The 25336-nt window shown below is 75.1% G+C and carries 17 protein-coding genes; 11 read left to right on the plus strand and 6 right to left on the minus strand.

What is annotated here, in order from left to right; all coding sequences use genetic code 11:
* Positions 1–8 precede the first annotated feature (8 nt).
* Entirely contained in the window at positions 9–725 is a 717-nt protein-coding gene (locus FGE12_RS28680; protein WP_153869839.1) for an alpha/beta hydrolase, read from the minus strand.
* A 126-nt stretch (positions 726–851) separates the two neighbouring features.
* On the opposite strand from FGE12_RS28680, the gene chrA reads away from it, so the two are divergent.
* The 4 genes from chrA (at position 852) to FGE12_RS28700 (ending at position 4556) form a co-directional block, all read left to right on the plus strand.
* Positions 852–2087, plus strand: coding sequence for a chromate efflux transporter (gene chrA, locus FGE12_RS28685; RefSeq protein WP_153869840.1), 1236 nt, complete (start codon positions 852–854; stop codon positions 2085–2087).
* Positions 2088–2326: 239 nt separating this feature from the next.
* A complete protein-coding gene (locus FGE12_RS28690; protein WP_194798376.1) occupies positions 2327–2761 on the plus strand; it encodes an RDD family protein in 435 nt (144 codons plus the stop codon).
* A gap of 23 nt (positions 2762–2784) precedes the next feature.
* Positions 2785–3246, plus strand: a complete 462-nt coding sequence (locus tag FGE12_RS28695; protein ID WP_153869842.1) for a hypothetical protein — start codon at positions 2785–2787, stop codon at positions 3244–3246.
* 26 nt (positions 3247–3272) lie between these two features.
* Positions 3273–4556 (plus strand): DUF1444 domain-containing protein, encoded by a 1284-nt coding sequence (locus tag FGE12_RS28700; RefSeq protein ID WP_153869843.1) that lies wholly within the window; start codon positions 3273–3275, stop codon positions 4554–4556.
* On the opposite strand, the gene FGE12_RS28705 is transcribed toward FGE12_RS28700, so the two are convergent.
* Entirely contained in the window at positions 4541–5422 is an 882-nt protein-coding gene (locus tag FGE12_RS28705) for an alpha/beta fold hydrolase (protein ID WP_194798377.1), read from the minus strand. The two genes, FGE12_RS28700 and FGE12_RS28705, sit on opposite strands and share 16 nt — an antisense overlap.
* Before the next feature lie 106 nt (positions 5423–5528).
* Between FGE12_RS28705 and FGE12_RS30555 the strand changes: the two genes are divergently transcribed.
* The 4 genes from FGE12_RS30555 (at position 5529) to FGE12_RS28725 (ending at position 12026) form a co-directional block, all read left to right on the plus strand.
* The gene (locus FGE12_RS30555) at positions 5529–7622 is read left to right on the plus strand and encodes an ATPase, T2SS/T4P/T4SS family (RefSeq protein WP_228531190.1); all 2094 of its coding nucleotides are present in this window, start codon (positions 5529–5531) and stop codon (positions 7620–7622) included.
* 106 nt (positions 7623–7728) lie between these two features.
* Entirely contained in the window at positions 7729–8520 is a 792-nt protein-coding gene (locus tag FGE12_RS28715) for a hypothetical protein (protein WP_153869845.1), read from the plus strand.
* Between the two features lie 14 nt (positions 8521–8534).
* Positions 8535–10154, plus strand: a complete 1620-nt coding sequence (locus FGE12_RS30745; RefSeq protein ID WP_153869881.1) for a hypothetical protein — start codon at positions 8535–8537, stop codon at positions 10152–10154.
* Between the two features lie 189 nt (positions 10155–10343).
* On the plus strand, positions 10344–12026 hold the full coding sequence (locus FGE12_RS28725; protein WP_153869846.1) for a serine/threonine-protein kinase: 1683 nt from the start codon (positions 10344–10346) through the stop codon (positions 12024–12026).
* Between the two features lie 41 nt (positions 12027–12067).
* On the opposite strand, the gene FGE12_RS28730 is transcribed toward FGE12_RS28725, so the two are convergent.
* Complete coding sequence (locus FGE12_RS28730; protein WP_153869847.1) at positions 12068–12499, minus strand: YciI family protein; 432 nt, start codon at positions 12497–12499, stop codon at positions 12068–12070.
* Positions 12500–12714: 215 nt separating this feature from the next.
* On the opposite strand from FGE12_RS28730, the gene FGE12_RS28735 reads away from it, so the two are divergent.
* Positions 12715–13422, plus strand: coding sequence for an NAD-binding oxidoreductase (locus FGE12_RS28735; RefSeq protein ID WP_370459190.1), 708 nt, complete (start codon positions 12715–12717; stop codon positions 13420–13422).
* On the opposite strand, the gene FGE12_RS28740 is transcribed toward FGE12_RS28735, so the two are convergent.
* Positions 13416–15014, minus strand: coding sequence for an aspartyl protease family protein (locus tag FGE12_RS28740; RefSeq protein ID WP_370459192.1), 1599 nt, complete (start codon positions 15012–15014; stop codon positions 13416–13418). The genes FGE12_RS28735 and FGE12_RS28740 overlap by 7 nt on opposite strands.
* Entirely contained in the window at positions 15011–17200 is a 2190-nt protein-coding gene (locus FGE12_RS28745; protein WP_153869848.1) for a penicillin-binding protein activator, read from the minus strand. The genes FGE12_RS28740 and FGE12_RS28745 overlap by 4 nt, the downstream gene beginning before the upstream one ends.
* Positions 17201–17437: 237 nt before the next feature.
* On the opposite strand from FGE12_RS28745, the gene FGE12_RS28750 reads away from it, so the two are divergent.
* Both FGE12_RS28750 and FGE12_RS28755 read left to right on the plus strand, forming a co-directional pair.
* Positions 17438–18325 carry a DUF72 domain-containing protein gene (locus FGE12_RS28750; RefSeq protein ID WP_194798378.1) on the plus strand — a complete coding sequence of 296 codons (888 nt, stop codon included), beginning with the start codon at positions 17438–17440 and terminating at the stop codon, positions 18323–18325.
* Positions 18326–18429: 104 nt separating this feature from the next.
* The gene (locus FGE12_RS28755) at positions 18430–22284 is read left to right on the plus strand and encodes a hypothetical protein (protein ID WP_153869849.1); all 3855 of its coding nucleotides are present in this window, start codon (positions 18430–18432) and stop codon (positions 22282–22284) included.
* A 33-nt stretch (positions 22285–22317) separates the two neighbouring features.
* On the opposite strand, the gene FGE12_RS28760 is transcribed toward FGE12_RS28755, so the two are convergent.
* Positions 22318–25251: a TIGR02266 family protein gene (locus FGE12_RS28760; RefSeq protein ID WP_194798379.1), complete on the minus strand. Its 2934-nt coding sequence runs from the start codon at positions 25249–25251 to the stop codon at positions 22318–22320.
* Positions 25252–25336: the final 85 nt, after the last annotated feature.

Here is a 25336-nt window from a genome sequence, read left to right on the forward strand (position 1 = left end):
AGCGGAGCTCAGCGGCTCGCCTGCTCGGCACGCGGGCCCTCGCGCAGGAGCCCGAGCGCCTCGTGGGCGAGGGCGGGCGGCACGGTGTGCGGGCCGTCGAACTCGACGTAGCGCACGTCGTAGCCCTCGTGCTCGAGGCGCGGCACGAGCCGGCGGCTGCAGGCGCCGATGGGCAGCACCGCGTCGCGCGTGCCGTGGCTCACGTAGATGCGCGGGTGGCCGCGGCGGGCGGCGGGCGCCATGAAGCCCGGCGAGAAGGCGAGCACGTGGGTGAAGAGCGTGCCGTTGGTCAGCCCCAGCGAGAGCGCGTAGGAGGCCCCGTCGGAGAAGCCCGCGATGGCGAGGCGCTCCGGGTCCACGCTGCAGCGCGCGAAGACCTGCGCGAGCGCGCGCTCGAGGAAGGCCACGTCGGCGCCGAAGTCGTCGAGGATGAGATCCCAGGTGGGGCCGCGCGAGTCGGGCGCGAGCACCAGCAGCCCGGCCTCGTCCGCCCACGCCCGCAGCACCGAGAGCCCCTGGGCCGCGTCGCCTCCGGCGCCGTGCAGCATCAGCGCGAGGGGGGCGGGGCGCTCGGGCCGGTAGCCCACCGGTACGTAGAGCAGGCCGTCGCGCGGGGAGCCGAGCCCGAGCGACTGCACGCCCGCGGGGAGCGGCTCGAAGGGGCCGGGGTGGCGCGCGGGGCGGACGGAGAGCCGGCCCTCGCCCTGCGCCTCGGTGTTGGTCATGCGGGGCACCTCTGTGCTCTTGAACCCCGCCGCGGGGGCCGGCCTCTTCCGCGACCCGCGGGGCCCGGCTGCCCGCACGCTCTCGTGACGGACACGCGGCGCGGGGGCGCGCTATACCGCCGGCCCATGGCGCCAGAGGAGCTCGAGACAGAGGACGCAGAGGCGGTGCGCGTACCCCACGAGCCGCTGCTGCGCCTCTTCCTGCGCTTCTTGCGCTTCGGCCTGCTCGCCTGGGGTGGACCGGTGGCGCAGATCGCCATGGTGCGCCAGGAGCTGGTGGAGGAGGAGCGCTGGGTGAGCCGCGCCCACTTCAACCGCGCGCTCGCGCTCTACCAGGTGCTGCCCGGCCCCGAGGCGCACGAGCTGTGCGTGTACTTCGGCATGCTCTCGCGCGGGCGCGTGGGCGGGCTGCTCGCAGGGCTCGGCTTCATGCTGCCCGGCTTCCTGCTGATGCTGCTGCTCAGCTGGCTCTACGTGCGCGCGGGGCTGGAGAGCGCGTGGGTGAAGGCGGCGTTCGCCTGCGTGGCGGCGGCCGTGGCGGCGCTCATCGTGCGCGCGGTGCACCGCATCGGGCAGCACGCGGTGACGAGCCGGCCCCTGTTCGTGCTCGCGCTCGTCGCCTTCGCGGGGCAGCTCGCGGGGCTGCCCTTCCTCCTCACGCTGGGCTGGGCGGGCGCGGCGGCGGCGGCGCTGATGGCGAGCGGGCGGCGCGGGACGCTCACGCTCGTCACGCTCGGGGCGGCGGTGGCCGGCGCGGCGTGGCTGCTGTGGGAGGGCGGCGTCCGGGTGCCCCAGGAGAGCGTTCACGCCGCCGCCGCGAGCGCCCCGAGCGCGTGGCGGCTCCTGGGCAGCGGGCTTCGCACCGGGCTGCTCACCTTCGGCGGCGCGTACACGGCGATCCCCTTCCTGCGCCGCGACGCGGTGGTGACGGGCGGGTGGATGACGGACGCGCAGTTCCTGGACGGCATCGCGCTGGGCGGCGTGCTGCCCGCGCCGCTGATCATCTTCGGCACCTTCGTGGGCTACGTGTCGGGGGGCCTCTGGGGCGCGCTGGCCATCACGGCGGGCATCTTCGCGCCGGCCTTCGGCGTCACGCTGCTCGCGCACGACGCGATGGAGCGGCTGCTGCACCGCGCCGGCGCTCGCCACTTCCTGGACGGCGTCACGGCCGGCGTGGTGGGCCTCATCGCCGCCACCGCGCTGCTGCTCCTTCCGGGGACGCTCCAGAGCCCGCTCACGGTGGGCGTGTTCGTGCTCGCGCTCGCGGCGCTGTTCCTGCTCAAGCACAAGCTCGCGCCGCTCGCCGTGCTGGGGTGCGCAGCGCTGGTGGGGCTCGCGGCGCATGCGCTGGGCACCGGGTGAGGAGGGCGCCCACCTTGTCGCGGCCTCGCGCGGCTCGATAGCCTCTCCGCGCTTCCATGGATTCACAGCTCCCCTCCCCCTTCGCCTCCGCGTCGCACTGCAGTGCTCACCCCGACGTGCCGGCCCTCGCCATGTGCGTGCGCTGCCAGACCCTGCTGTGTGGGGCCTGCCGCCGCCTCGATGGCACGTGCCGCTCGCACTGCGCCACGTGCCTCCCCGCGGCGACGGAGCTGGCCGACGTGGGGACGCGCTTCGTCGCCAACCTCGTGGACAGCTTCTGGGTGGGGGGCGCCGTGATCGCCGGGCTCGTCGTCGACTTCATCCTGAACCATGAGACGCTGGCGGAGGAGCGGGCGTGGTTCCCGTGGTGGATGCTGCTCGCCACGGTGGTCGCCGTGGGCGTGCAGCTCGCGGTGATGCACCGCACGGGGCAGAGCATCGGCAAGCGGCTGCTGAGGATCCGCGTGATGCGCATGGACGGAAGCCCCGTGTCCCTCGCGCGCCTCGTGTTCGTGCGCAACCTGCCCTTCTTCGTGGTGAACCAGCTGTGTGGCGGCATCCTGGGCCTCGTGGATGCGCTCTGCATCTTCGGCGAGCAGCGCCGCTGCCTCCACGACCTGTTCGCCGACACCCAGGTCGTGGTCGTGCCTCCGCCGACTCCTCCGAGCGTGTAGGGCGCTCTGCTCATGGCCCTTCGATGACCGCGCCGCGCGAGTACCGCTTCTCCGTCACCCGGGACGACGAGGTCGCCATCTCGACCTCGCCGGACCATGTCCCGTGGTCGCTGCGCCCGGCAGCGTCGGGGGACGCGCTGCTCCTCGACGAAGGGGGAAAGGCTCGGCTGGCAGTCCGACGCCTGCGGCGCTTCCCGCGCCTTCGCTACGTGCTGCTCGCGAGGGATGAAGAACTCGGAACCATCGAAGGCCTGGACATCCTGCGCACGCGCTACCTGCTGCGCTTCAAGAACGCACCGGACCGTGAGCTCCACACGCCGATGTTCTCCGCGCGTTTCGGCGTCTTCGCGGGCGATGTCACGCGTGCCCGCATCGTGATGCTCCGCGAGCACCTGTGGGCCATCCTCTTCGAGGAAGATGAGGACCGCCCCGAGCTGATCGCTGCGCTGGCCCGACTGCTCTACGCGCGGTGGCACTCCGAGTAGCCGGGCCGGGGTACGCTCGCGCCTGTATGGGACTCCTGAGCAAGCTCTTCGCCCGCAAGCCCACCCCGTCGCTTCCCGCTGCGCCCTCCCCTGCTTCCGATCCGCGCGCTCTGTTCCGCGCCCACGTGGAGGCGGTGCTCGGCCGCGAGCCCGGCGTCGACCGCGTGGCGCCCCACCGCGAGCACGCGGGGCTCGTGGTCGAGCATGGTGGCCAGGAGCACGTGCTCTTCCTCGACAACCTCTTCGCCGAGACGCGCGAGCTGTCTCCCGAGGAGCGTGACGCGGCCATCCGCCACTTCCTCGCGGCGATGCTCAGCGGCAGCGAGGTCGACAGCGAGGACTGGGAGGAGGCCGCCCCGCGGCTGCTGCCGGTGCTGCGCCCCGCCTCCTACGGCGTGAGCCTCGAGGTGCCCGAGCCCGGCCGCGAGCTGCTCGCGCGCCCCGCGCTCGACGGCCTCATCGAGGCGCTCGTCGTGGACCTGCCGCGCAGCGTGGCCTACACGCAGCGGCGGCACCTCGAGGCCTGGGCGGTGGAGGGGCCGCGCGCCTTCGAGGTGGCGCGCCGCAACCTGGAGCGCCTGCGCGACGTGGGCATCGAGCTCTACGAGCAGCGCCCCAGCCCGCTGTGGCACGTGGCCTCGGGCGACACTCACGAGAGCTCGCGGCTGCTGCTGCCCGGCTTCCTCGCCTCCTTCGCGGGGCGCGTGGAGGGCAGGCCGCTGGCCATCGTGCCGGAGCGCGCCACGCTGCTCATCGGCGGAGACGCACGCCCCGAGACCGTGCGGCGCCTGTGCGAGATGGCCGAGCGCGAGTACACGGCGTCCTCGCGCAGCATCTCGCCCGCCGTGTACACCGTGGACGCCGCCGGCCGGTTGGTGCCCTACCTGCGCGCTGGCGACGACGCGCTCGCCCAGCGCGTGCGCACGGGCCACGCGCAGCTCGCGCTCGCGGAGTACGCGGCGCAGAAGGCGACGCTCGAGAAGCAGCTCGCGAAGAGGGAGGTGGACCTCTTCGTGGCCAGCTTCAAGGTCCTCGAGCGCAAGAGCGACGGCCGCCCCGTGAGCTACTGCGTCTGGCCCGAGCACGTGCATGGGCTGCTGCCGCGCGCCGAGCTCGTCGCGATGACGCCTCAGGGTGAGAAGCTGCGCTTCGTGCCGTGGAGCGCCGTGCAGCAGCTCGCCGCCGCGAGCCTCGAGCCCGTGCCCGGGCTGTGGCCGCCGCGCTTCCGCATCCGCGCCTGGCCCCCGCCGGACGTGCTCGCGCAGTTGCTCGCCCGCGCCGTCGCGCTGGAGGACTACGCGGGAGAGTGAGCCGCCTCGAGCCACTGCGCGGCCTCGGCCCACAGGCTGTCGCGCGCCTTGTCGCGAAAGAAGCCGAAGTGGCCCAGCTTGCGCAGCCCCGCCTCAGCCGGTGACACGCTGCGCACCTCGGCGCGTGCGTTCGGATAGCGCGAGACGAGCCACTGCACGCCGGTGAGGGGGGCGTATGCGTCGTCGGTGACGGCGTAGCTGCGCAAGGGGGCGCGCAGGCGCGCGTAGCCGGGCGCACTGCGCACCTCCTCGTCCGCGAGGAAGTAGCCCGGGTGCCGGCCCCAGCGCGCCCACTGCTTCGCCACGCCCGCCGGCAGGTCCTCGCCCTGCCCGAAGCGGCGCATGGGGAGGTAGCCCAGCAGCGCCGTCATCCCGGGGATGAGCGCGTACCAGGTGAAGAGCATCACCCCGCGCCCCGCGCCCCGCCACATCCCCCAGTAGCCGCCCTGGCTCGCCACCAGCAGCACGCCCGCGAGGCGCTCGAGGCGCTCGGGCGGCGCGAGCCCCAGCACCTGCCCGCCGACGCTGTGGCCCACCACGCGCTGGGGCACCTCCGGGTGGCGCTCCGCCATCCACGCGAGCGCGGCCGCGAGGTCCTGCGTCCCCCACTGCGCCATCGTGGCCTCGTAGCCGCGCAGCCGCTCGGGCGCGGACTCGCCCACGCCGCGGTAGTCGAAGGTGAGCACCGCGTGGCCCCGGCCCGCGAGGTACGCAGCGAAGGGCGCATAGAAGCGGCGAGGCACCCCGGTGGCCGAGGCCAGCACCACGGCTCCGCGAGCGGGCCCCTCCGGCAGGAAGTGCGTGGCCGCGAGCACCTGGCCGTCGGCGGCGCGCAGGTGCACCGGCTCGGACGTGTGGGACTGCATCGTCGCGCTCCCTCTCCTCGTGGCTGGCATGCCGCGGCGCGGCGCGCCATCGGTCATCGGGCGGTTGGCCAGCGGCACGCGCCCCCGCCTAGCCTCCCGCTTCACCATGACGATGTACACCGAGTCGCTGCGGGCCTTCCTCAAGCCGGTGCTCCCCTATCTCGACGACGCCTCGGTGTCCGAGATCATGATCAACGGCCCCGAGGACGTGTGGATCGAGCGCAAGGGCAAGCTCACCCGCACGGACGCGCGCTTCACCGCGGAGGGCCTGGACGGCGCCGCGCGCAACATGGCGCAGTTCGTGGGCCGCGTGCTCAACGAGGAGCGCCCGCGCCTGGACGCGCGCCTACCGGACGGCAGCCGCATCCACGTGGTGCTCGCGCCCGTCGCGCGCAAGGGCACCACCATCTCCATCCGCAAGTTCTTCAAGGACAAGCTCACCATCGACGCGCTGCTGAAGTTCAAGTCGATGACGGCGCAGATGGCCCGGCTCATCGAGGCGGGCATCGCCACGAAGCTGAACATGGTGGTGGCCGGCGGCACCGGCTCGGGCAAGACGACGCTGCTCAACATCGTCTCCAGCCTCATCCCGGACGACGAGCGCATCCTCACCATCGAGGACTCGGCGGAGCTGCAGCTCAACCAGACGCACCTGGTGCCCTTCGAGAGCCGCCCGCCCGACAAGTTCGGCAAGGGCGGCGTGGACATGGGCGACCTGCTCGCCAGCGCGCTGCGCCTGCGCCCGGACCGCATCGTGGTGGGCGAGGTGCGCGGCGGCGAGGCCTTCCACCTGATGCAGGCGATGAACACCGGCCACGGCGGCTCGCTCGCCACCACGCACGCGAACACGCCCACGGACACCCTGCGCCGGCTCGAGAGCCTGTGCCTCATGTCCGGCGTGGACCTGCCCATGGTGGCCGTGCGCGCGCAGGTGGCCAGCGCCATCAACCTGGTCATCTGCTGCGAGCGCCTGCACGACGGCAGCCGCAAGACGACGCACATCTCCGAGGTGCTGCCGCTCAACGACAAGGGCGACTACCGCACCCAGGACCTCTTCGTCTTCACGCCCGTGGCGAAGGACGCCGAGGGCCACGTGCTCGGCTACCACGCGCCCACCGGCATCCTGCCCACCTTCCTCGCGCGCGCCCGCGCCTACGGCTTCACCGACCTGGACGAGGCCTTCTTCGACCCCGCCACCTACGGCCTGCCGCCGCCGCCCGTCTTCCACGCCGGCGCCGCACACCAGGTCCGCTGGGCTCCCTCGCTGCGCCACCGCGAGCAGGGCCGCCCCGACCCCGAGCACTTCCAGGACGCCTGGCGCGAGCTCGAGCAGCGCCTGCAGGCCGAGGCGCGCGGCGAGGAGATCCCGGCCCCGCGAGCCCAGGTGCAGGTGGCCCCTTCGTTCCGCCAGGACGCGCAGGCCGCGGCCTCGCCCCCTGCCCCGAGCGCTCCGCCGGTTCCCGTCCATGCCGACGCGGTGGGGGCTTCCTCGCCGAAGGCGAGCGGGGCCCCGCGGGGGTCGGCGCCGGCGCCCATGGTGAGCGAGGCCGGGGCGATGGCAGCCGCGCCTTTCCGTGCAGTCGAGACCGAGCGCATGTCGGCACCGCCCGTCGCGGTGAGTGAGCCCGTCCCCGCCTTCACGCGCAGGGAGACCCCGCAGGACGTGGCGCCGCCGGTCGCCGGGACTGCGCCCGGCCTCACGCGCGGACCGACGCCGCAGGAGTCTTCGCTTCCCGTCGCGGCGAGTGCAGATGCCCGAGCGCCCGTGGCGGCGAGCGATGCCGCGAGGCCCTCGCCGCCCGTCGCCGTGAGTGCGGATGCGCAGGTCGCCGCCCCTCGCGTCCCTCCGAGCAGCCCTGCGCGTGAGGCCGCGCCGCCCTCGGAGAAGACGGAGATCCGCCCCGCGCCAGTGCGCCGCGCCGCGCCGCGCGTGCCGGACGACATGGACGACGACCGCACGCCGATGCCCACGCCCAATCCGCTGCTCGCGGGCGCGGCCGAGGAGAGCACGGTGCAGCTCGCGGACGAGCTGCTGGACACGCGTCCGGCCGCACCCGCGCCGCCGCGCCCGAGCCTCCCGCCCCGCCGTCCGCCTCCCGCCCGCGGGGTGACGCCGGTGTTCGAGGACTCGCCCTCGCTACAATCGGAAGATCCGGAGAAGACCGCGATTCGCCCGGCCCCTCAGCGCCCGCGGCGTTGAGGAGCGCTGCGCATTTGCACTCCGAGAGGAACCGAACTGCGACCAGCGGTGGACGTCGTGCAGCCGTCTTCGCGGCACTTCGAGGAGGAGCGGCTACAGTGGGCGCGTGCTCGCACCCGTGCTCGTGACGCTCGCCCTCCTCGCACAGGCTCCGGCCGCGGCTCCACAGGCTGCGCAGCCCGCCATCACCCTTCACGTCCTCGCGCTCGAGGCGGCGGGGGTGCCGGCGCACGTGGTGGAGTTCTGCCAGGAGCACCTCTACGGCGAGCTGCAGCGCCAGGGCTTCACGGTGCTGCGCGCGGACGCGAGCGGCGCCGAGCGGGCGCGGGCGCGGGCAGTCGTGGTCGGCGAGCTGGTGCTCTTCCCGAGCGGCTTTCGCGTGACGGCGCGGGCGCGCGCGGCGGATGACGGGCGCGTGCTCGCGGAGCACGTGACGCAGAACGTCCCCGAGCAGCGCCTGCTGGACGCGCTCACCGAGGCCGTGAACGCGCTCGCGCCGCAGCTGCGTACGCGGCTCGCGCCCGCCCCGGTGCCGCTCGTGGCCCCGGCGCCGCAGGCCGAGCGCCCGCTGCGCAAGTGGGCATGGATTCCCGCGGCAGGCGGCGCGGTGCTGCTGGGCACGGGCACGGCCTTCCTCTTCCAGGCGCGCTCGAAGCAGCGCGAGCTGGAGGCCCCGCAGGGGAGCGGCGAGCCCGTGGACGGCGCCGCGGTGGCGAGCGCGGGCGAGCGCGCACAGACGCTGAGCCGGGTGAGCTACGGGCTGGGAGGCGCGCTGGTGGCCGCAGGCGCCGCGCTCTACTTCCTGCCCGTGGAGCGGCTGTGGGGCGGCGGCGTGAGCGGGCCGGTGCGCCTGCAGGTGGCGCCCGGGGGCGTCGCGCTCAGCGGGGTGCTGCCGTGAGGCTGCCGGTGAGGATGCTGCTCGTGGCCTCAGGTGCTGGCGCGGCGCTCGCGCTCGCCTGCTACGACTTCGACGCGAGCCGCGCCCGCTGCGAGGCGCCCGGCGGCGCGTGCGTCGAGCCGCCCGTCATCACCGTGGACCCGAACTGCACGCCCACCGGTCCGGATGTCCCGGACGACGAGTTCGTGGACAGCGACTGCGACGGCGTGGACGGCGTGGCGGACGCGGGGCTCTTCGTGGACCCGGTGGGCGGCGACGACCTCGCGGCCGGAACTCCCGAAGCGCCCATGCGCACGCTCGCCGCGGCGCTGCAGCGCGCCCAGGGCGCGGGCAAGGGCGTGCTCTACCTGGGCGCAGGCGCCTTCAACGAGGGCGAGCTCGCGCTCGCGCAGCCCGTGGCGCTCTACGGCAGCTACGCGGGGCGCGCGGGCCACTGGGTGCGCGCCGGCAGCAACGTGAGCCACCTGGACGGCGGCGCCACTGCGCTCACCGTGCGGGACGTGGACGGCGGCGTGACGCTCGACCACCTGCTGCTCAGCTCCGCCAACGCGCAGCTTCCCGGCCAGCCCTCCATCGCGCTGCGCGTGCTGCGCGCGGGTGCAGTGACGGTGCACCAGAGCGAGCTGTCCGCGGGCGCGGGGGCCGCGGGCGCTACGGGCGCACGGGGCGCCGACGGACCACCGGGCGGCGCGGGCGCAGATGGCGGCAGCGCCACTGGCTCGAACTTCGGCGGACCTGGCACGGGCGCACGCTTCGGCTGCGGGCTCGATGCGCCCTCGGGCGGCGGCGGTGGACTCGGCGGCTCACAGGCGCCCGGGAGCCGGGGAAGCCAGGGACGGCTTGCCTCGGGCAACCAGGTCACCCCTGGCGGCGATGGCGGAACGACGGGCTCGGTGAATTGCCTGATCCTTAGCCCCAAGTGCGACTGCACCGGGAACCCGGGAGGCCTCGGTGCTTCCGGTGCTCCCGGCACGCCCGGAGCTGCTGCGCCAGGCGGCAGCGGGCTCGGTGAGCTCACGAGTGACACTTGGCTCGCCTCGAATGCTCCGCTCGGCGACCCCGGCGGCCCGGGAGCGGGCGGAGGCGGAGGCGGAGGCGGAGGCAGCTGCGACATCAGTCCTGCGGTGGCAGCAGCCGGTGGAACAGGTGGTGGTGGTGGTGCAGGCGGCTGCGGCGGCGCGGGCGGCAATGGCGGACAGGGCGGCGGGGCGTCCATCGCGTTGCTCGTGCTGGACAGCCACGTGACCCTTGAGTCCGCCACGCTGCGAACCAGCACGGGTGGCGCAGGCGGAGCCGGAGGCTTGGGTGGCGATGGCGGCACGCCGGGTCCAGGTGGTTTCGGAGGCGCAGGAGGACACATCGACGACGCGCCCAACTCGGACAACAACCGCTCGTACACGACGACGGGCGGCGCGGGCGGAGTCGGCGGCCGCGGCGGACAGGGCGGCGTGGGCGGCCCGGGCGGCGGCGGCGCCGGTGGCCCCTCGGTGGGCGCCTGGTGCAACGCGGGCGCGAGCCTCACGACCCGAGGCAAGAGCGTGGTGCAGCGGGGCGCGGGCGGCGCAGGTGGCGCTGGGCCCGGCAACCCCGGTGACGCGGGCGTCTCGGTAGATGCGGTCGGGTGCTCGCTCTAGCCCCGTCCCCCACTGTCCGGCCTCTGACAGGCGGGGCAGTGACGGGCGGGGGCGCCCGGCCGCCTGCCTGCTTGGCTTGGCCCGCGTAAACGCGCGAGAGTGGCCCCTTCTCTCCCCCGGATGACTCCCCTTCCCTCCTGCCTGCGCTGTGGCACCGCCCTCTCCGGGGCTGCCTGCGCGTGCATCGAGATGGGCGCCGACATGGGCGCCGCGGTGCCGTGGGAGCCCATCCCGCCCGCGTCCTCCGCAGGCCCCACGCAGGTGCGTCCGCGCGAGGACCTGGAGCAGCTCGCGGTCCTCTCCCTGCAGCAGCCGCTCGTCCTGCACGACCCACTCGTGGGGCTGATGCTGGGCGACTACGAGCTGCAGCGCTGCGTGGGCACCGGCGGCATGGGGCTGGTGTACGAGGGGCTGCAGCCGCTGATCGGCAAGCGCGTGGCGGTGAAGGTGCTGCGCCCCGAGCTCGCCAACGACGCCGAGCAGGTGGCGCGGCTGCTCGCCGAGGCCCGCGCCGTCAACGCCATCCGCCATCGCGGCATCATCGACATCTTTGGCTTCGGGCGCCTTCCGGACGGCCGGCAGTACATCGTCATGGAGTTCCTCGAGGGCAAGGCGCTCGACGCCCGGCTCGCCGAGGCGGGGCGCCTGCCGCTGGAGGAGGCGCTGGGCATCGTGGACGAGGTGCTGGCGGCGCTCGGCGCGGCGCACGACGCGGGCGTGGTGCACCGCGACCTCAAGCCGAGCAACATCTTCCTCGTGGAGCAGCCGGACGGCAGCCGCTACGTGAAGCTGCTGGACTTCGGGCTCGCCAAGCGCGGCGAGGTCCCGCGCGGCATGACGCCGCAGACGCGCATGGACATGGTGGTGGGCACGCCGGAGTACATGGCGCCGGAGCAGGCCCGCGGCCAGGCCGTGGGCCCGATGACCGACCTGTACGCGCTCGGGGTGCTCACCTTCGAGCTCGTCACCGGCCAGCTGCCCTTCAGCGGCGCCTCCGCGGTGGACCTGCTGCTGCAGCACGTGGACGCCCCTCCGCCGCGCCCCTCCTCGCTCGTGCCCGAGCTCACGCCCGCGCTCGATGCCTTCGTGCTGCAGATGCTCACGAAGGACCCGCAGCAGCGCCCCGCCTCCGCGCACGCCCTGCGCGAGCAATTGCAGCGGGTGCGCCTCGGCGCCGAGCAGCCCACCTCCACGGTCCATGCCGTCAGCGCGGTCCCGCAGGCGCCGCGTGCCGGACGCCGCACCCGGGTCTTGGTGGGTGCTGCGGCAGCAGTGCTCGCAGTGGGCGCGGTCGGACTCGGGCTCGCGTGGCGCGCGCAGGGAGCTCCTGCACCTGCCGTCGCTGCTGCACCGAGCACACGCGCGATGGCTGCAGGCGAAGGCACCGCGAGCGCACAGCACCTGCGCACTGCACCTGCGTCAGACGACAACACCGCGAAGGCCGCTGGCCCGAGCGCTGCGACGCCCCCGGGCGCAGGCGCTGCGGACCCGCGGCCTGCCACTGCCTCGAACGCTGCGGGCCTGCAGCCGGCTTCGACCGGGGGCTCTGTGAAGCGCACGCGCCCTGCAGCGGCCGAGGTCATCGCGCAGGCGCCCGCAGCACGCGCCGCTCCCGCGCAGCGCAGCGTCCCGCGGGCCCCTGCGCCCAAGCCCGAAGCGGGCCCCAGCTTCAGCACCCTGCTCGCGCGCGTGGAGGGGCTCGAGCGAGACCTCGCGGCGCGCGCCGGCAGCGGCGAGCCGCTCTCGCCCGCCGCCGGCACCACGCTCGCGCGCCTGCGCCGCGAGGTGGAGCTCGCCCGCGAGCCCTCCGTGCGCCAGGAGCTCGCGGGGAAGCTCGGGGACTGGGAGCGGCTCTTCCTCGGACGGCACTGAGGGGCGCCCCCTCTCCCAGAGGGAGAGGGAGGACACGGTGGCTAGCGGCGCTTCTCGCTGAGGGCGCGCAGCTCGGCCTCCTTCGCGCGGTGCTCGCCCGTGGGGTCGGACGGGGCGAAGTCCTCGGCGTCGAACACGCGGCGGATCTCGATCTCCGCGTCCTCGCCGGGCATCGGGTCCGGGCAGCGCTTCACCCACTCGATCGCCTCGTCCATCGACTTCACCTGCCACAGCCAGAAGCCGGCGATGAGCTCCTTCGTCTCCGAGAAGGGGCCGTCGATGACCTTCTTCTGGCCGCCGGAGAGGCGCACGCGCACGCCCTTGGAGCTCGGGTGCAGCCCCTCGCCCGCGAGCATGACGCCGGCCTTCACCAGCTCCTCGTTGAACTTGCCCATCGCGGCCAGCAGCTTCTCTTCCGGGAGCACGCCCGCCTCGGAGTTCTTCGTCGCCTTGATCAGCACCATGACTCGCATTGCCGTATCTCCTCTGAGGTCCGACCGTCCGTCCTCTGCCAGGACGACGTGCGAGCGTGAGCGGGATCGACACGGCCCGCGACTATTTTTCCCGGCCGGCCTGCGCACCGCGTCTGCCCCCCGGGGGAGCGGGCAGCGACCGGGAGGGACGGTTGCACGCGGGTGGCCGCCCGCGGCGCGCGACGGGGAGGGGCGAGCGGGTTAAAAGCCCCGGCGTGGACACCGCCTGGCATACCGTCACCGTCGCCGCGCTCTTCCCCGCCGCCGACGGGCTCACCGAGCTGGTGCTGGACCTGCGCGGCACGCCCCTGGTGGGCACCCACCGCACGCCGGGGCAGTACGTGAGGCTCGCGCTGCCGGGCGTGGGCGAGTCGCACTTCGCCATCGCGAGCGCCCCGGTGCCGGGCGGCAGCCGCTGGGACTTCCTGCTCAAGGGCGGCAGCAGCGTGCCGGACGCGCTGGTGCAGTTGCCGCTGGGCTCGGCGGTGCGCGCGCGCGCGCCCGAGGGCGAGGGCTTCCCGCTGGAGGCCGCGCGCGGGCACGACCTGCTGCTCTTCGCCACGGGCTCGGGCATCAGCTCCATCCGCTCGGTCATCGACAGCGTGCGCCGCGAGCGCGCGGCCTTCGGCCGGGTGACGCTGTACTTCGGCGTGCGCACCCCCAGCGCCTTCGCCTACACGAACGAGCTGCACGAGTGGGAGGCCGCCGGCATCCGCGTGGTGCGCACCGTGAGCCAGGCGGGCGCGAGCGGGTGGCAGGGCCTCACCGGCTACGTGCAGGCGCACCTCGCCAACGAGGACTTCGAAGAGCGCGTCGAGAGCGCGGTGGCCTTCGTGTGCGGACAGGCCTCCATGGTGGAGGGCGTCACCGGCGCGCTCGAGGCGCGGGGGCTCGCGCGCGAGCGCATCCACCTGAACTACTGAGCGAGCGCCGGCGCGCGGTACGCGACGTCGTAGAGCACCGCCGCGGGGTCGCTCTCCTGCGTCACCGTCTGCGGCGTCCACGCGGCCACGCCCAGCCTGCGCCCGTCCGGGCTGAAGCGCACCTGGCGCACGCTGAAGCCGAAGGTCTCTTCCGCGCGCGGCGCCTGCGCTCCTTCGGTGAAGACGAAGAGCCGCTTGTCCCACCCGCCGCTCGCCACGCTGCGCCCGTCCGGAGAGATGCCCGCGGTGGAGACGACGCCCGCGTGGCGCGCCCAGCGCTGCAGCACACGGCCGCTCCTCGCCTCCACGAGCAGCGCGGCATTGCGCGCATCGGGCGGCTCGACGAGCCCCGCGCGCTCGCGCTGGTACACCTCCACGGTGCGCTGTGCGCGCGTCGCCGAGAGCGCCACCCCGAGCCGCTCTCCGCGTGCATCCACGCTCAGGTCGTTCACCGGGCCCTCCAGCGCCACGTCCCCGCGCGCGCGCAGCCGCAGCCCGCGCGAGGGCGCCTGCGCAGGGGCCCCGCGCAGCGCGAGCTGCACCTGGCGCGCGGCCTCGTCCACCTGCATCTCCACCCGCTCGGCGAAAGGGGCGCCCAGCACGCCCTGCGCGCCCGCGGGCACGCACGCGTCACACACCACCACCTCGAGCCCCTCGAGCCGCAGGCCCTTGAAGCGCAAGCCCAGCCCACGCGCCACGCGCACCTGCGTGCTGCCCAGCGGCGTGGGCAGCACCCGCGTCTCCGCGAGCGCTCCCACGTCCAGCCCCGCCGCGCCCGCGGCCTCCGCCGTGACGAAGAGCGCCGGGGCACGCAGGTCCACGGCAAAGGGCAAGCTCACGCGCCCCTGCAGCACGCCGCGCACCTGGAGGTAGCCCCCCGCGCGCTCGAAGGCGAGCCGCGCGCGCGCTCCCTCCAGCGCGCCCTCCTGCGCCTCCCAGCTGCGCAGGTGCCCGTCCCACCCGCCCGAGTACAGCGTGCCGTCCGGCGCGAAGTCCAGGCCGCGCACCTCGTCCGCGTGGCCCTGCACCTCGTCCACGAAGGCGAGCCCCGGCACCTCCAGCACCGTGAGCTGCCCCGCCGCGCTGCCCACGACGAGGGCGCGGCCCTGCGGGTGGAAGGCGACCGAGACCAGCGGCCCGTCCAGCAGCGCGCGCGAACGCTCCTCGCCGCTCTCGGCGTCGTACAGGTGCACCTGCCCGTCGCGCCCCACCGCCGCGAGCAGGCGCCCGTCCGGCGCGTACGCGAGCCCCTCCACCTCGAAGTCCACCGGGCCCACGCTGCGCTCGCGCGCGCGCTGCGGCGCGCGGTCCTCCCCGAGCGCCCACTGCGAGAGCCGGAAGTCCTGCGCCGCGAGGTGGCTGAAGGCGACGCGGGCCGAGCCCGGGGCCCACGCGAGCGCATAGGTGAAGTCGCTGCGGTCGAGCACCGCGGGGCGCGAGAGCCCGGCCACCTCGCCGGTGACGAAGTGGCCCGGGCCCGCGGCGGCGAGCGCGCGGGTGAGCTGCGGGGAGAGCGCGGGCGGCGCGTGGGCGCAGCCCGCGAGGAAGGCGAGGAGGAGCAGCAGCGCGGCGCCGGGGCCGCGCTCCCTCACGAGCCGCTCGCCGAGGCGTGCGGCGCGGGCGACTCCAGCTCCGTCACGCCCTTGCTGTCGATGCCGATGAGGAACAGCGGCTTCTGCGCCTCGCGCTTCGCATCGAAGGTGGTCTTCCCGGTGGCGCCGTCGAAGTCCTTGAGCGCGGCGAGGTCGTCGCGCAGCGCCTCGCGGGTGGCCGGGTGCTGCTTCTCGATGACCTGGCGCAGCATGCGGCCCGCGTCGTAGCCCACCGCCTCGAGCAGGCCGGGGTCGCGCCCGTCGTTGGCCTTGCGGAAGGCGGCGACGAAGCGCTGCGTGGCCGGCCGCGCGCTGTCCACGAAGAAGCCGTCCACGAACACCGAGCAGGTGACGAACTTGCCGCCGCGCTCCAGCAGCTCGGGCAGGCCGCTGCGGCCCTTGGGGCTGCTCCACTGGTTGGTGCCGAAGAGCGTGACGGTCTTGAGGTCCTCGCGGCCGGTGGTCTTGCGGATGCGCTCCAGCTCGCGCGGGTCGCAGGCGTTGGTGACGATGTCCTCCACCGCGAGCGCGGGGGCCACCAGGCTCACGCGGCGCCAGTCGTCCGGGATGAGGATGCCCTCGAAGTCGATGACCGGCGGCAGGTTGCCCTTGAGCTTCTCGATGGCCTTGCGGCGGCGGAACGCGTCCTGCGCGCCCTCGACCGCGTCGCGCACGCCCTCCACGTAGTCGGTGCGGTCCTCGAGGTAGTAGCGGCCCACCAGCTTCTTCGCCTCGGTGGTGAAGGTGGTCTGGTCGAAGCCGTAGCTCTCCGCGCCGCGGATCTGCCCGCCGCGCTGCACCACCTCGTCCCAGAAGTCGTTCGCCAGCTCCACGCCGTAGGGGATGTTCGGGTAGAGCACCGCGAAGCTCTTCATCCCCTTCTGGCCCATGGCGTAGTCGGCGATGGCGCGCGCCTGGGCGGTGTTGGTGAGCATGTTGCGGAACACGTGCGGCCCGATGTCCGTGATGCCCTCCTGGCGGGTGAGGGTGAGGATGGGCAGCTGCAGCTCCTCGGCGACGATGGCGGCGCGCTTCGCGTCGTCGCTGAGCAGCGGGCCCACCGCGGCGATGGCGCCCTCGTCGAAGGCGAGCTGCTCCACGGCCTGGCCGGCGAGGTTCGCCTCGCCCTGCGTGTCCTTCACCACCAGCTCCACGTTGCTGCCCTGCAGCGCGAGCTGCATGCCCTTGAGCACCGCCTCGCCGAAGGGCTTGTAGCGGCCCGTCATGGGCAGCAGCACGCCCACCGTGTTGGGGCGCACCTCCACGCGGCGGGTGGCGCGCGCGAGCAGCTCGCGGGCCTGCGGCGCGTAGGGGCTCTGCGGCGCCTCCTGCAGGAAGCGGTTGAGCGTGCTCTCGAGGTTGTTCCAGTCGCGCAGGTGGTTGTAGATGCGCGCGAGCTTGAAGGTGAGCACCGGCCACGCGGGATTCTTCGGCGACAGCCCGTCCGCCACCTTGGCGATGTCCAGGAAGTCCGCGCGGCCCTCCACCAGCTGCTCCACGCGGGCGACGGCGGCGTCGCGCTCCGGGCCGTCCTTCGCCTCGCCCGCCTGCTGCACGGCGAGCGTGAGCGCGGCGGTGTAGAGGCCCGCGCCCTCGGCGGCGCGCATGGCCTGCTCGGTGAGCTGCTTCTTCTCCGGGCCTTCCGCGCGCTCGGCGAGGCTCGCGAGCGTCTGGTACGCATCCCGGTAGGCGCCGCTCTCCAGCGCCGCCTGGCCGAGCCGGCGCTTCGCGTCCTGCGCCTGCGGGAAGAGCGGGTTCTCGAAGAGCAGCTCGTTGAAGCTCTTGCGCGCGTTGACGTAGTCCTGCGAGTCGTAGAACAGCACGCCGGCGCGGTAGAGCGCCTCCTGGCCCGCGGTGGTGGCCGGGTAGGCCTTGCGCACCGAGAGGAAGAGCTGCGCGGCCTGCTTCGGCGGCGCCGTCTCCGCGCTCGCCACCGCCTGCTGCAGCGCGGCGTCCGCGGCGGGGTCCTTGCGCGCCTGCACGCTGGGGCGGTCCGGGAAGGGGCTCGCGGGTGGGCGCGTCTGGTCCTCCGACCCGGGCGCGCTCGCGCCTGGCTTCGACGCGGTGTTGCTCGCCGGCCGCGGACAGGCGGGCAGGAGCAGCGCGAGGGCAGCGACAAGGCTGGCGCTGAGCGTGGTGCGGAGGGTGCGGCGCAGCGGGGCGGTGGGGTCCACGTGGGCTTCCATGGTGGCGGGTGGCATAGCAGCGGGGGCGCCGCCGCGTCGACAATCGCGCGGGGCCCCCACGCCTGCGCTGTCCGCCGCAGGCATTTGCAGCGCCCGTGCCGCACGCCGCTGCGGCCCTCCGGACACGGCCCCCGCCTGCCGCAGGGCATCCGGGCAGGCGGGCGCTCCCTGACGGACGTCCCCGCTCGCCGTGCCTACCGTTCAGGCTTCGGGGGAGCTTCGGAGAGGGTGGCCCGGGTGATCCGCTTTGGACCAGCAGGCTGGAGCTACAAGGACTGGGACGGGGTCGTGTACCCCAAGCCCAAGCCGCGCGGCTTCGACCCGCTCGCCTTCCTTGCGGAGCACTTCGACGCGCTGGAGGTGAACAGCACCTTCTACCACCCGGCGAGCGTGAAGAGCGCCGAGGCCTGGCTCGAGCGCGTGGAGGGGCGGCCGGACTTCCGCTTCACCGCGAAGCTGTGGAAGCGCTTCACCCACGAGCGCGACCAGGCGTGGACCACGGGCGAGGTGCGCCAGGCGCGCCACGCGCTGGACGTGCTGCACGAGGGCGGGCGGCTCGGCGCGGTGCTGGTGCAGTTCCCCTGGTCCTTCCGCCGCAACGACGCGAACCGCGACTGGCTGGACAACGTGCTCACCACCTTCGGCGACCTGCCGCTGGTGCTCGAGGTGCGCCACGCCTCGTGGGCCGCGGCGGACTACTACGCGGAGCTCATCGAGCGCGGCATCGGCTTCGTGAACATCGACCAGCCGCTGTTCAGGAACTCCCTCGCGCCGAGCGCGCGCGCCACCTCGGCGGTGGGCTACGTGCGCGTGCACGGGCGCAACTACAAGGACTGGTTCCGCGAGAAGGCGAGCCCCGTGGAGCGCTACGACTACCTGTACAGCGCCGCGGAGCTGCTGCCCTGGGCGGAGCGCACGCGGGAGATCGCGAGCCACCCGCGCACCGAGGACGTGTACGTCATCACCAACAACCACTTCCGCGGCAAGGGCGTGGCGAACGCGATGATGCTGCAGTCGATGGTGACCGGGCAGCCCGCGCACCCGCCCGCCACGCTGCTGCGCGAGTACACCGCCGCGCTCGCGCCCTTCACGCAGCGCGGCGAGAGCGCCCCGGCCCTCAGCTGACGCGCCGCGCCCATGCGGGCAGGCAGGCATCCGAGAGGTAGGACGCGTGCGCCCAAGGAACCACCGCGCGACGGGCGCGGGGCTTCCGGTAGTCTGCAGGTCCAATGGCCGAAAAGCTGGGCGCGCTCCTGGTGCGCAAAGGACTCGTCTCCCCGAAACAGATCGAAGAGGCGCTGCAGGTGCAGCGCATCTACGGCGGACGGATCGGCACCAACCTCGTCGAGCTCGGCTACCTGTCGATCGAGGCGCTCGCGCAGGCCCTCGCGGAGCAGAGCCGCTACCCCAGCGCGAGCGAGGCGGACTTCGAGGCCGCGACCCCCGCCTGCACCGGCCTCATCACGGCGGAGCAGAGCGAGAAGCACGGCGCCTTCCCCATCGCGCTGGACGGGCGGCGCCTGCGCGTCGCGCTGCTGAGCCCCGACATCGAGCACCTGGACGCGCTGGGCTTCATCACCGGGATGCGCATCATCCCGATGGTCGCGCCCGAGCTGCGCCTCTTCTTCCACCAGGAGCGCCGCTACGGCGTGTCGCGCGCCGCGCGCTACATCCGGCTCGCACCCGAGGCCGGCCACCCCCCCGCGCAGCACGTCGCGCCCGCGGCTCCTGCCGCGTCTGCCTCGAGCTCGGTGTTCGGCCAGCTCGGCGCGCACGAGTTCCTGAGCAGCGACGGCGAGGAGGATCCCTTCGCCCCGGCGCAGCCCAGCGCGCCGCCGCCGCCCCCGCCGCCGCGTCCGACGGGCGTGCACGCCGCCACCCCCGCGCCGTCGGCGCCGCGGCCCGCCGCGCCGCCTCCGCCCGCTGCAGCGCCGCCGCCTGCCGCGGCGCGGCCGCCGCCCTCGCTCACGCCGCAGGCGCCTCCCGTGCTCGCGCCGCAGTCGCCTCCGGTGCTGGGGGCTCCGCCTGCGCCGCAGCCGCCAGGCCCGCGGCCCACGGGCGTGCACGCCGCCATCCCGGCACTCGCGCCGCAGCCCCCGCCTGGCGCCGCCCCCCAGCGGCCCCCGCAGCCCGGCGCCGCGCCACCGCCGCTCGCGCCTCAGGGCCCTGCGCCGCGGCCGGGAAGCGCATCGCCGCCGGTCGCGCAGGGAGCCGCTCCGGCACAGGGCCCTGCAGCGCAGCACGGCCTCACGCCGCCGCACGGTGTGGCAGTGCCGCAGGGCCTCACGCCACAGCCGGGTGTTGCAGCACCGCACGGCTTCACGCCGCCGCACGGTGTCCCCGTACCGCAGGGCATCGTGCCCCCGCGCAGTCCTGCGCCGCAGCCGGGCCCTGCTGGGCAGCAGGGCGCCATGCCGCCGCCGGGCGCTGCACCGCAGCTGCGCCCCACCCCGCCGCCAGGCGCCACGCCTCCGCCGGGCTTCGCACCCGCGACTGCGGGCACTCCGCCGCGCGCTGCTGCACCCCAGGGCGTCGCGCCCACGCCGGGCGCCGCACCGCAGCCTCCGCCGGGCGTGGCACCGCCCCCGGGCGCAGCGCCGCGTCCGCCGCAAGGGCCCGCGGTGGCGCAACCTCCGCCGGGCTCCGTGCCGCCGGGCGCCCAGCGGCCGCCCCCTCCCGGCCCCACCGCGCCGCAGCGCCCGGGGCCTCCCACGGGTGCGCCTGCAGCACCGGGCGCAGGTGCGATGCAGCCTCCGCGCAGCGGAGCACCCGCACCGATGGCCGCAGGTGCGCCTCCCGCGCCCATGCCGGGGACGGCTCAGCCTCCGTTGGCCCCTGCGGGTCCCGCGCGTGCAGCAGCGCCTGCGTCGCAGCCTTCGCCAGGTGCAGCGCCGCTCGGCCCGCCCGGCGCTCCGGCCGGAGCGCCGCCCCGCACCTCCACGGGTGAGCGGCCCGCCGCGGCCGGGGCCCCCACAGCTCCGCCCAGCGAGCCGTCCGGTGCGCCGCGCGTCTCCGGCGCCGCGAGCCCCGCTGTACCCGCAGCCACTGCGAAGGCACCCGCGGCCCCGCTCGCTTCGCCGGCGGGACAGGAGCGGGCCACCGGGGCCGCGTCCTCCGCTGCGCCGCCGAACGACCCGGGTGCAGGCGCGCCCGCCGCTCGCGCCAGTGCGCCCTCTGCTGCGGGAGCTGACGCCAGCGCCCCGCCGGCGCAGCCCCCCAGCGCATCGCTCCCCACCGCGGCAGCGCCGAGCAGCGCAGCGCCGCTCGCGGCCGAGCCCTCCACGCCGTCCGGCGCATCGCCTGCACCGCCGACCGCAGCGCCGGCCCCGTCTGCGCAGCCCCCTGCTGCGACCGCGCGCGGCGAGCAGGCGCCGTCCTCGACGCCTGCGTCCAACTCCGCGAGCGCCGCTCCGGCACCCCGCGAGACGCCTGCACCGGCCGCGAGCGCTGGGCCGCCCGAGGCTCCTGCACGCCCCACCTCGAACACCGCGACGACCGGGCCCGAGCTGCCCGCAGTCACGGCTGCGAGCACCGGGGCGACGGCGTCTGCGTCGCCTGCCGCCGCCACGGGTGAGGGTGCGCCGAGGCCCGAGGCGCCTTCCCCTGCCGCAACGAGCGCGGGGCCGGCGCCGTCGGAGTCGCCTGCACCCGCCGCGGTGGGCGCAGCGCAGACGCAGACGGAGTCGGCTGCCTCCGCGGCCGCGAGCGCGGAGCCGATGGCGTCCTCGACGCCTGCCCCGGCGCTCGCGAGCGCCGGGTCGACGGCCTCCGAGGCGCCCGTCCCCGGGGGGACGCGCGCAGAGCCGACGGCGTCCGAGCTGCCCGCCGCCGTGGCGAGCGCAGCGCAGACCTCGTCCGAGGCGCCCGCCGCGGTCCTGAGCGCCGCGCAGACCCTGTCGGAGCCGCCTGACGCCGCGGTGGCGCCCCTCGAGCCGATGGCGCGCGAGACCGCTGCCTCGAGCGTGGTGCCAGCGCCTGGGGCACACGCCGCTGCCGCCTCCGCACCCGATGCGCCGGCGACGTCCGGGTCGAGCACCGCGAGCGAGCCCCCGCCCGCGCAGCCTGCGGAGGCCGTCGCGAGCACCGAGGCTGCGGCCTCCGCACAGCCTGCGCCCACCGCGGTGAGCGAGCCCGAGCGGCCCGCACGCGCGGGTGCACTGAGCCCGGAGCCCTCGGCGGTCGCATCCGGCACCACGCCCTCCCCCGCCCTGCCCTCCTCCGGCGCGCCCCCCTCCGCGCAGGGCACGGCCACGCGCGCCTCGAGCAGCACGCCCCCACGCCCGGCCGCGCAGACGGGCACGTCGGCACCGGCGAGCGCCACCTGGTCCGTGGCGGTGACGTGGAGCAGCGAGCGCAGTGCGCCGCCCGCGCCCGTGCCTCCGACTGCTTCCACGGTGGTGGTCGCGGTGCCGCTGCCGAGCGCGCCCAAGAGCCCGCCGCCCGCAGCAGCACCGCCTGCGCCCGCGCCGGCCACCGAGGAGCGCATTCCGCTCGCGGAGCCATGGGAGATGGCCCAGTGGCAGCCGGTGAGCGAGCCTGCAGCCCCCGGGGGCGCGGAGCCGCCGCTCGAGCTCGCCGAGGATCGCTGGCAGCTCGCCTCGGAGCCCGCGGCAGAGGGCGCCGCCTCGGCGCCCGGGCTGGAGCACGACGACGCGCCGGTGCCCGTGGCCGCGGCGTGGGAGTTCATCCAGTGGCAGCAGCCCACGGCCGAGACACCGGCTCCTGCCGAGGAGCCCCTGGCGCTCGCGCAGCCGTGGGAGTACGCCGGCTGGCAGGCGCCGCCGGAGCCGCCGCCTCCCGAGGAGCAGGCCGCCGTGCTCGCGCAGCCGCTCGCGGAGGGCCCCTACGAGTCGCTCGCAGAGCCGCTCCCCACCGGAGCAGAGACCGCGCCGACCGAAGCCGCGCCGACCGAAGCCGCGCCGGCCGGAGTGGCCGCTGCCGAAGCCGCCGCACCGGACGCCGCGGCGGCCTCGAGCGAGGGCGCCTCGGACACCTCGCCCTACGGCCTGCGCACGCTGAGCGTGGAGGACGCGAAGGCGGAGCTCACGGGCGAGGAGCCTCCGAAGGACCCCGAGCCGTCCTGAGCGCGGCGGACGGCCGGGGCCCGCAGGCCGGGCTCAGGCCTTGCCGATGACCTTCTTGAGGAAGCCCCAGAAGCGCCCGCCGCGCTCCTTGAGCTCCTCGGCGCGCTTGTTCTCGGCGGCCGTCACCGCCTCGCCGCTGAACTTCAGCTGCTTCTGCAGCTCCTCGGGGCTGTAGCGCGTGGCGAGGCTGGCCTTCACCTCCTTGCGCGTGGACAGCTCGCGCGCCTCCACGTGCAGCACGCACTCCGAGTCCAGCTTGAGGGTGACGGCGACCTTCACGGTGCCGCGCGGCGCGCGCGGCAGGCCCTCCATGCGCACGGTGCCCAGGTACTCGTTGCCGGCGACGTGCGTGTCCTCGCCCTGGAAGACGGAGAACTCGAGCACGGTCTCGTCGTCCACCTGGGTGGCGATGGAGAAGGAGCGCTGGGCGGGCAGCGGGGTGTTGCGCTCGATGACGCGCTTGAAGCCGCCGCCGGGCAGGCCCACGCCCACGGTCATGGGCAGCACGTCGATGAGCACCACGCTGCTCACCTTGTCCACGCTGCCCGAGTAGAGCGCGGCGCCCAGCGCCACGGCCTCGTCCGCGTTCACGCTGGCCTGCGGGCTCTTGCCGAACACCGTCTTGAGGGCCTCGCGCACCATGAGCATGCGGCTCATGCCGCCCACCAGGATGACGTCGTCGATCTCCGAGGGCTTGAGCTTCGCGTCCAGCAGCACGTCGCGCACCACGTCCAGCGAGCGGGCGACGAGGCCGCGGCACACCTCGTTGAGCTCCTCGCGGGTGACGGTGCAGCGCAGGTCGCGCGGGGCGCCGCCGGCGGGGTCCATCATCAGCATGGGGATGTGCACGTCCGTGCTGGTGCGCTCGCTGAGCGCCATCTTCGCGCGCTCGGCGGCGTCGGTGACGCGGCTGAGCGCGATGCTGTCGCCCTGGAAGGGGACCTTCTGGTCCTGCTCGAAGCGCTTGAGCAGGTAGTCGACGATGAGGTTGTCGAAGTCCACGCCGCCCAGGAAGGTGTCGCCGCCGGTGGCGAGCACCTCGAAGACGTTCTGCTCGATGCGCAGCACCGTGGCGTCGAAGGTACCGCCGCCCAGGTCGTAGACGAGCACCTTCTTGGAGAGCTCGCGGTTGAGGCCGTAGGCGAGCGCGGCCGCAGTGGGCTCGTTGAGGATGCGCTCCACCTTGAGGCCGGCGAGCGCGCCCGCCTTGCGCACCGCCTCGCGCTGCGGCTCGGAGTAGTAGGCGGGCACGGTGACCACCGCGCGCTCCACCTTCTGGTTGAGGTGCTGCTCGGCCATCTCCTTGCACTCGCGCAGGATGAGGCCCTGCACCTCCTCGAGGCTGAGCACGTGCTGGCGCAGCCGCACGGCGGCGCGGCCGCTCGCGTCCGGGCAGATCTCGTAGTGGAAGCGCTCGCGCACCTCCTTCACCGTGGCGCTCTCGTACGGGCGGCCCACCAGGCGCTTCGCGCCGTGGATGGTGTGGTTCGGGTTGAGCAGCAGCTGGCTCTTGGCGCGGTGGCTCACCATCAGCTTGCCCTGCGCGGTGAGGCTCACCACCGAGGGGATGGTGTTGTAGCCGTCCTTCGAGCGCAGCACCGTGGGGCGGCCGCCGCCGAGGATGGCCACGCACGAGTTGGTGGTGCCCAGGTCGATGCCGATGACCGGCCCCACCCCGGCGATGCTCGCGGGCGGCTGCAGGAACACCGTGGGCACGCTGCCGTCCGCGCGCAGCGGGGGCGGCGGCGCAGGGGCCGGGGCGGGCGCCGCGGGCGCGAGCACCGTGGGGGCCACGGTGGGCACCGCGGAGGCGCCGGGGCGCGGCGCCTCGCGGCGGATGGAGGGCAGCGCGCCGGCCGCACCCGGCGCAGGCGTGGCGCGATGGGGGCGCGCGGGCGGCGGCGGGGGCGGAGCGCGCTTGCCGGGGCGCTCGTCGAGGTCCAGCTCCAGCGGGGCGTCCTCGTTGAGGCCGTCGAGGTCGAACTCCACCAGCCCGCTGGGGCCCGCCTTGGCCGCGGGCGCTGCGGCGGGCGCGCCGGCTCCCGCGAGCTCCAGCTCCAGGGCGCTCTCGGCGTCGGGCTCGGCATCGGGCTCCAGATTGAAGTCCGGCAGCGGCACCTCGGCGCCGCTCAGGTCCAGCTCCAGCTCCAGCGGGCCGCTCTCTGCCAGCTCGTCGTGCGGGGCGGCGGACGGGGGCGGCGTGGAGGCGATCAGCTCCTCGAGCGGGATGTCCACCGTGTTGGGCGAAGCAGGCGCGAAGTCCTCGAGCTCGAAGGCCGGCGCGCTCGGCGCGGGCGGCGGGCTCGCGAACAGGTCCTCCTCGCCGAAGAGGTCCGCGAGCTCCGCGTCCGGCTTCGGCGTGGGCGGCGGCGCGGGGCGCAGCGCGGCGGCGGCCGGACGCGCCGGGGCCTTCACCGGAGCCACGGCCGGAGCGACGACCGGAGCTACGGCAGGAGCCACCCCGGGAGCCGCGAGGGGCGTGAGCGGCGCGATGCCCGGCAGCGGCGCGATGCCGGGCACGCGCGGCGGCGGCGTGGGGGTGGCGCTGGAGGAGGCGGCAGGCGCGCCGTAGCGCGCCTTGAGCTCGGCCTCGAGCGAGGCGGCGTCGAGGGGTTCGGGCTCGAGCTCGCTCTCGGAGCGCTGCGCGAGCATGCGATCGATGAGCGTGCGCGTGGCGTCGTCCACCTCGGTGAACTGCACGCCCATGCCGGGCGCGCCCGCGAGGTCGCCCACCTGGCGCGTCCAGCGCACCACCGCCAGGCCGCGCATCACGCGCACGCCGCCGGCGATCTGCACCTCGAAGCGCACCGGCGTGCCCACCGGCTGCGGCTGCCGCGAGCGGATGAACATGCCGCCGGGGCTCAGGTTGACGGCGAACTCCTGCGCAAAGGTGCCCACGTCCGGGTGCTTCAGCTGGACGAGGAGGCCAACGGCTTTGCGGTCTGTCTTGCGGTTGCCTGGATCCACGGCGCTGGAACTTATCCGGCTTGGCGCACGAAGACCCGCCCCGATTCTCGGGCCCCACTGCCTGCACGGCAGGCGGGCGCGCCAC

It is taken from the genome of Aggregicoccus sp. 17bor-14, from assembly GCF_009659535.1.
Lineage (GTDB): Bacteria > Myxococcota > Myxococcia > Myxococcales > Myxococcaceae > Aggregicoccus.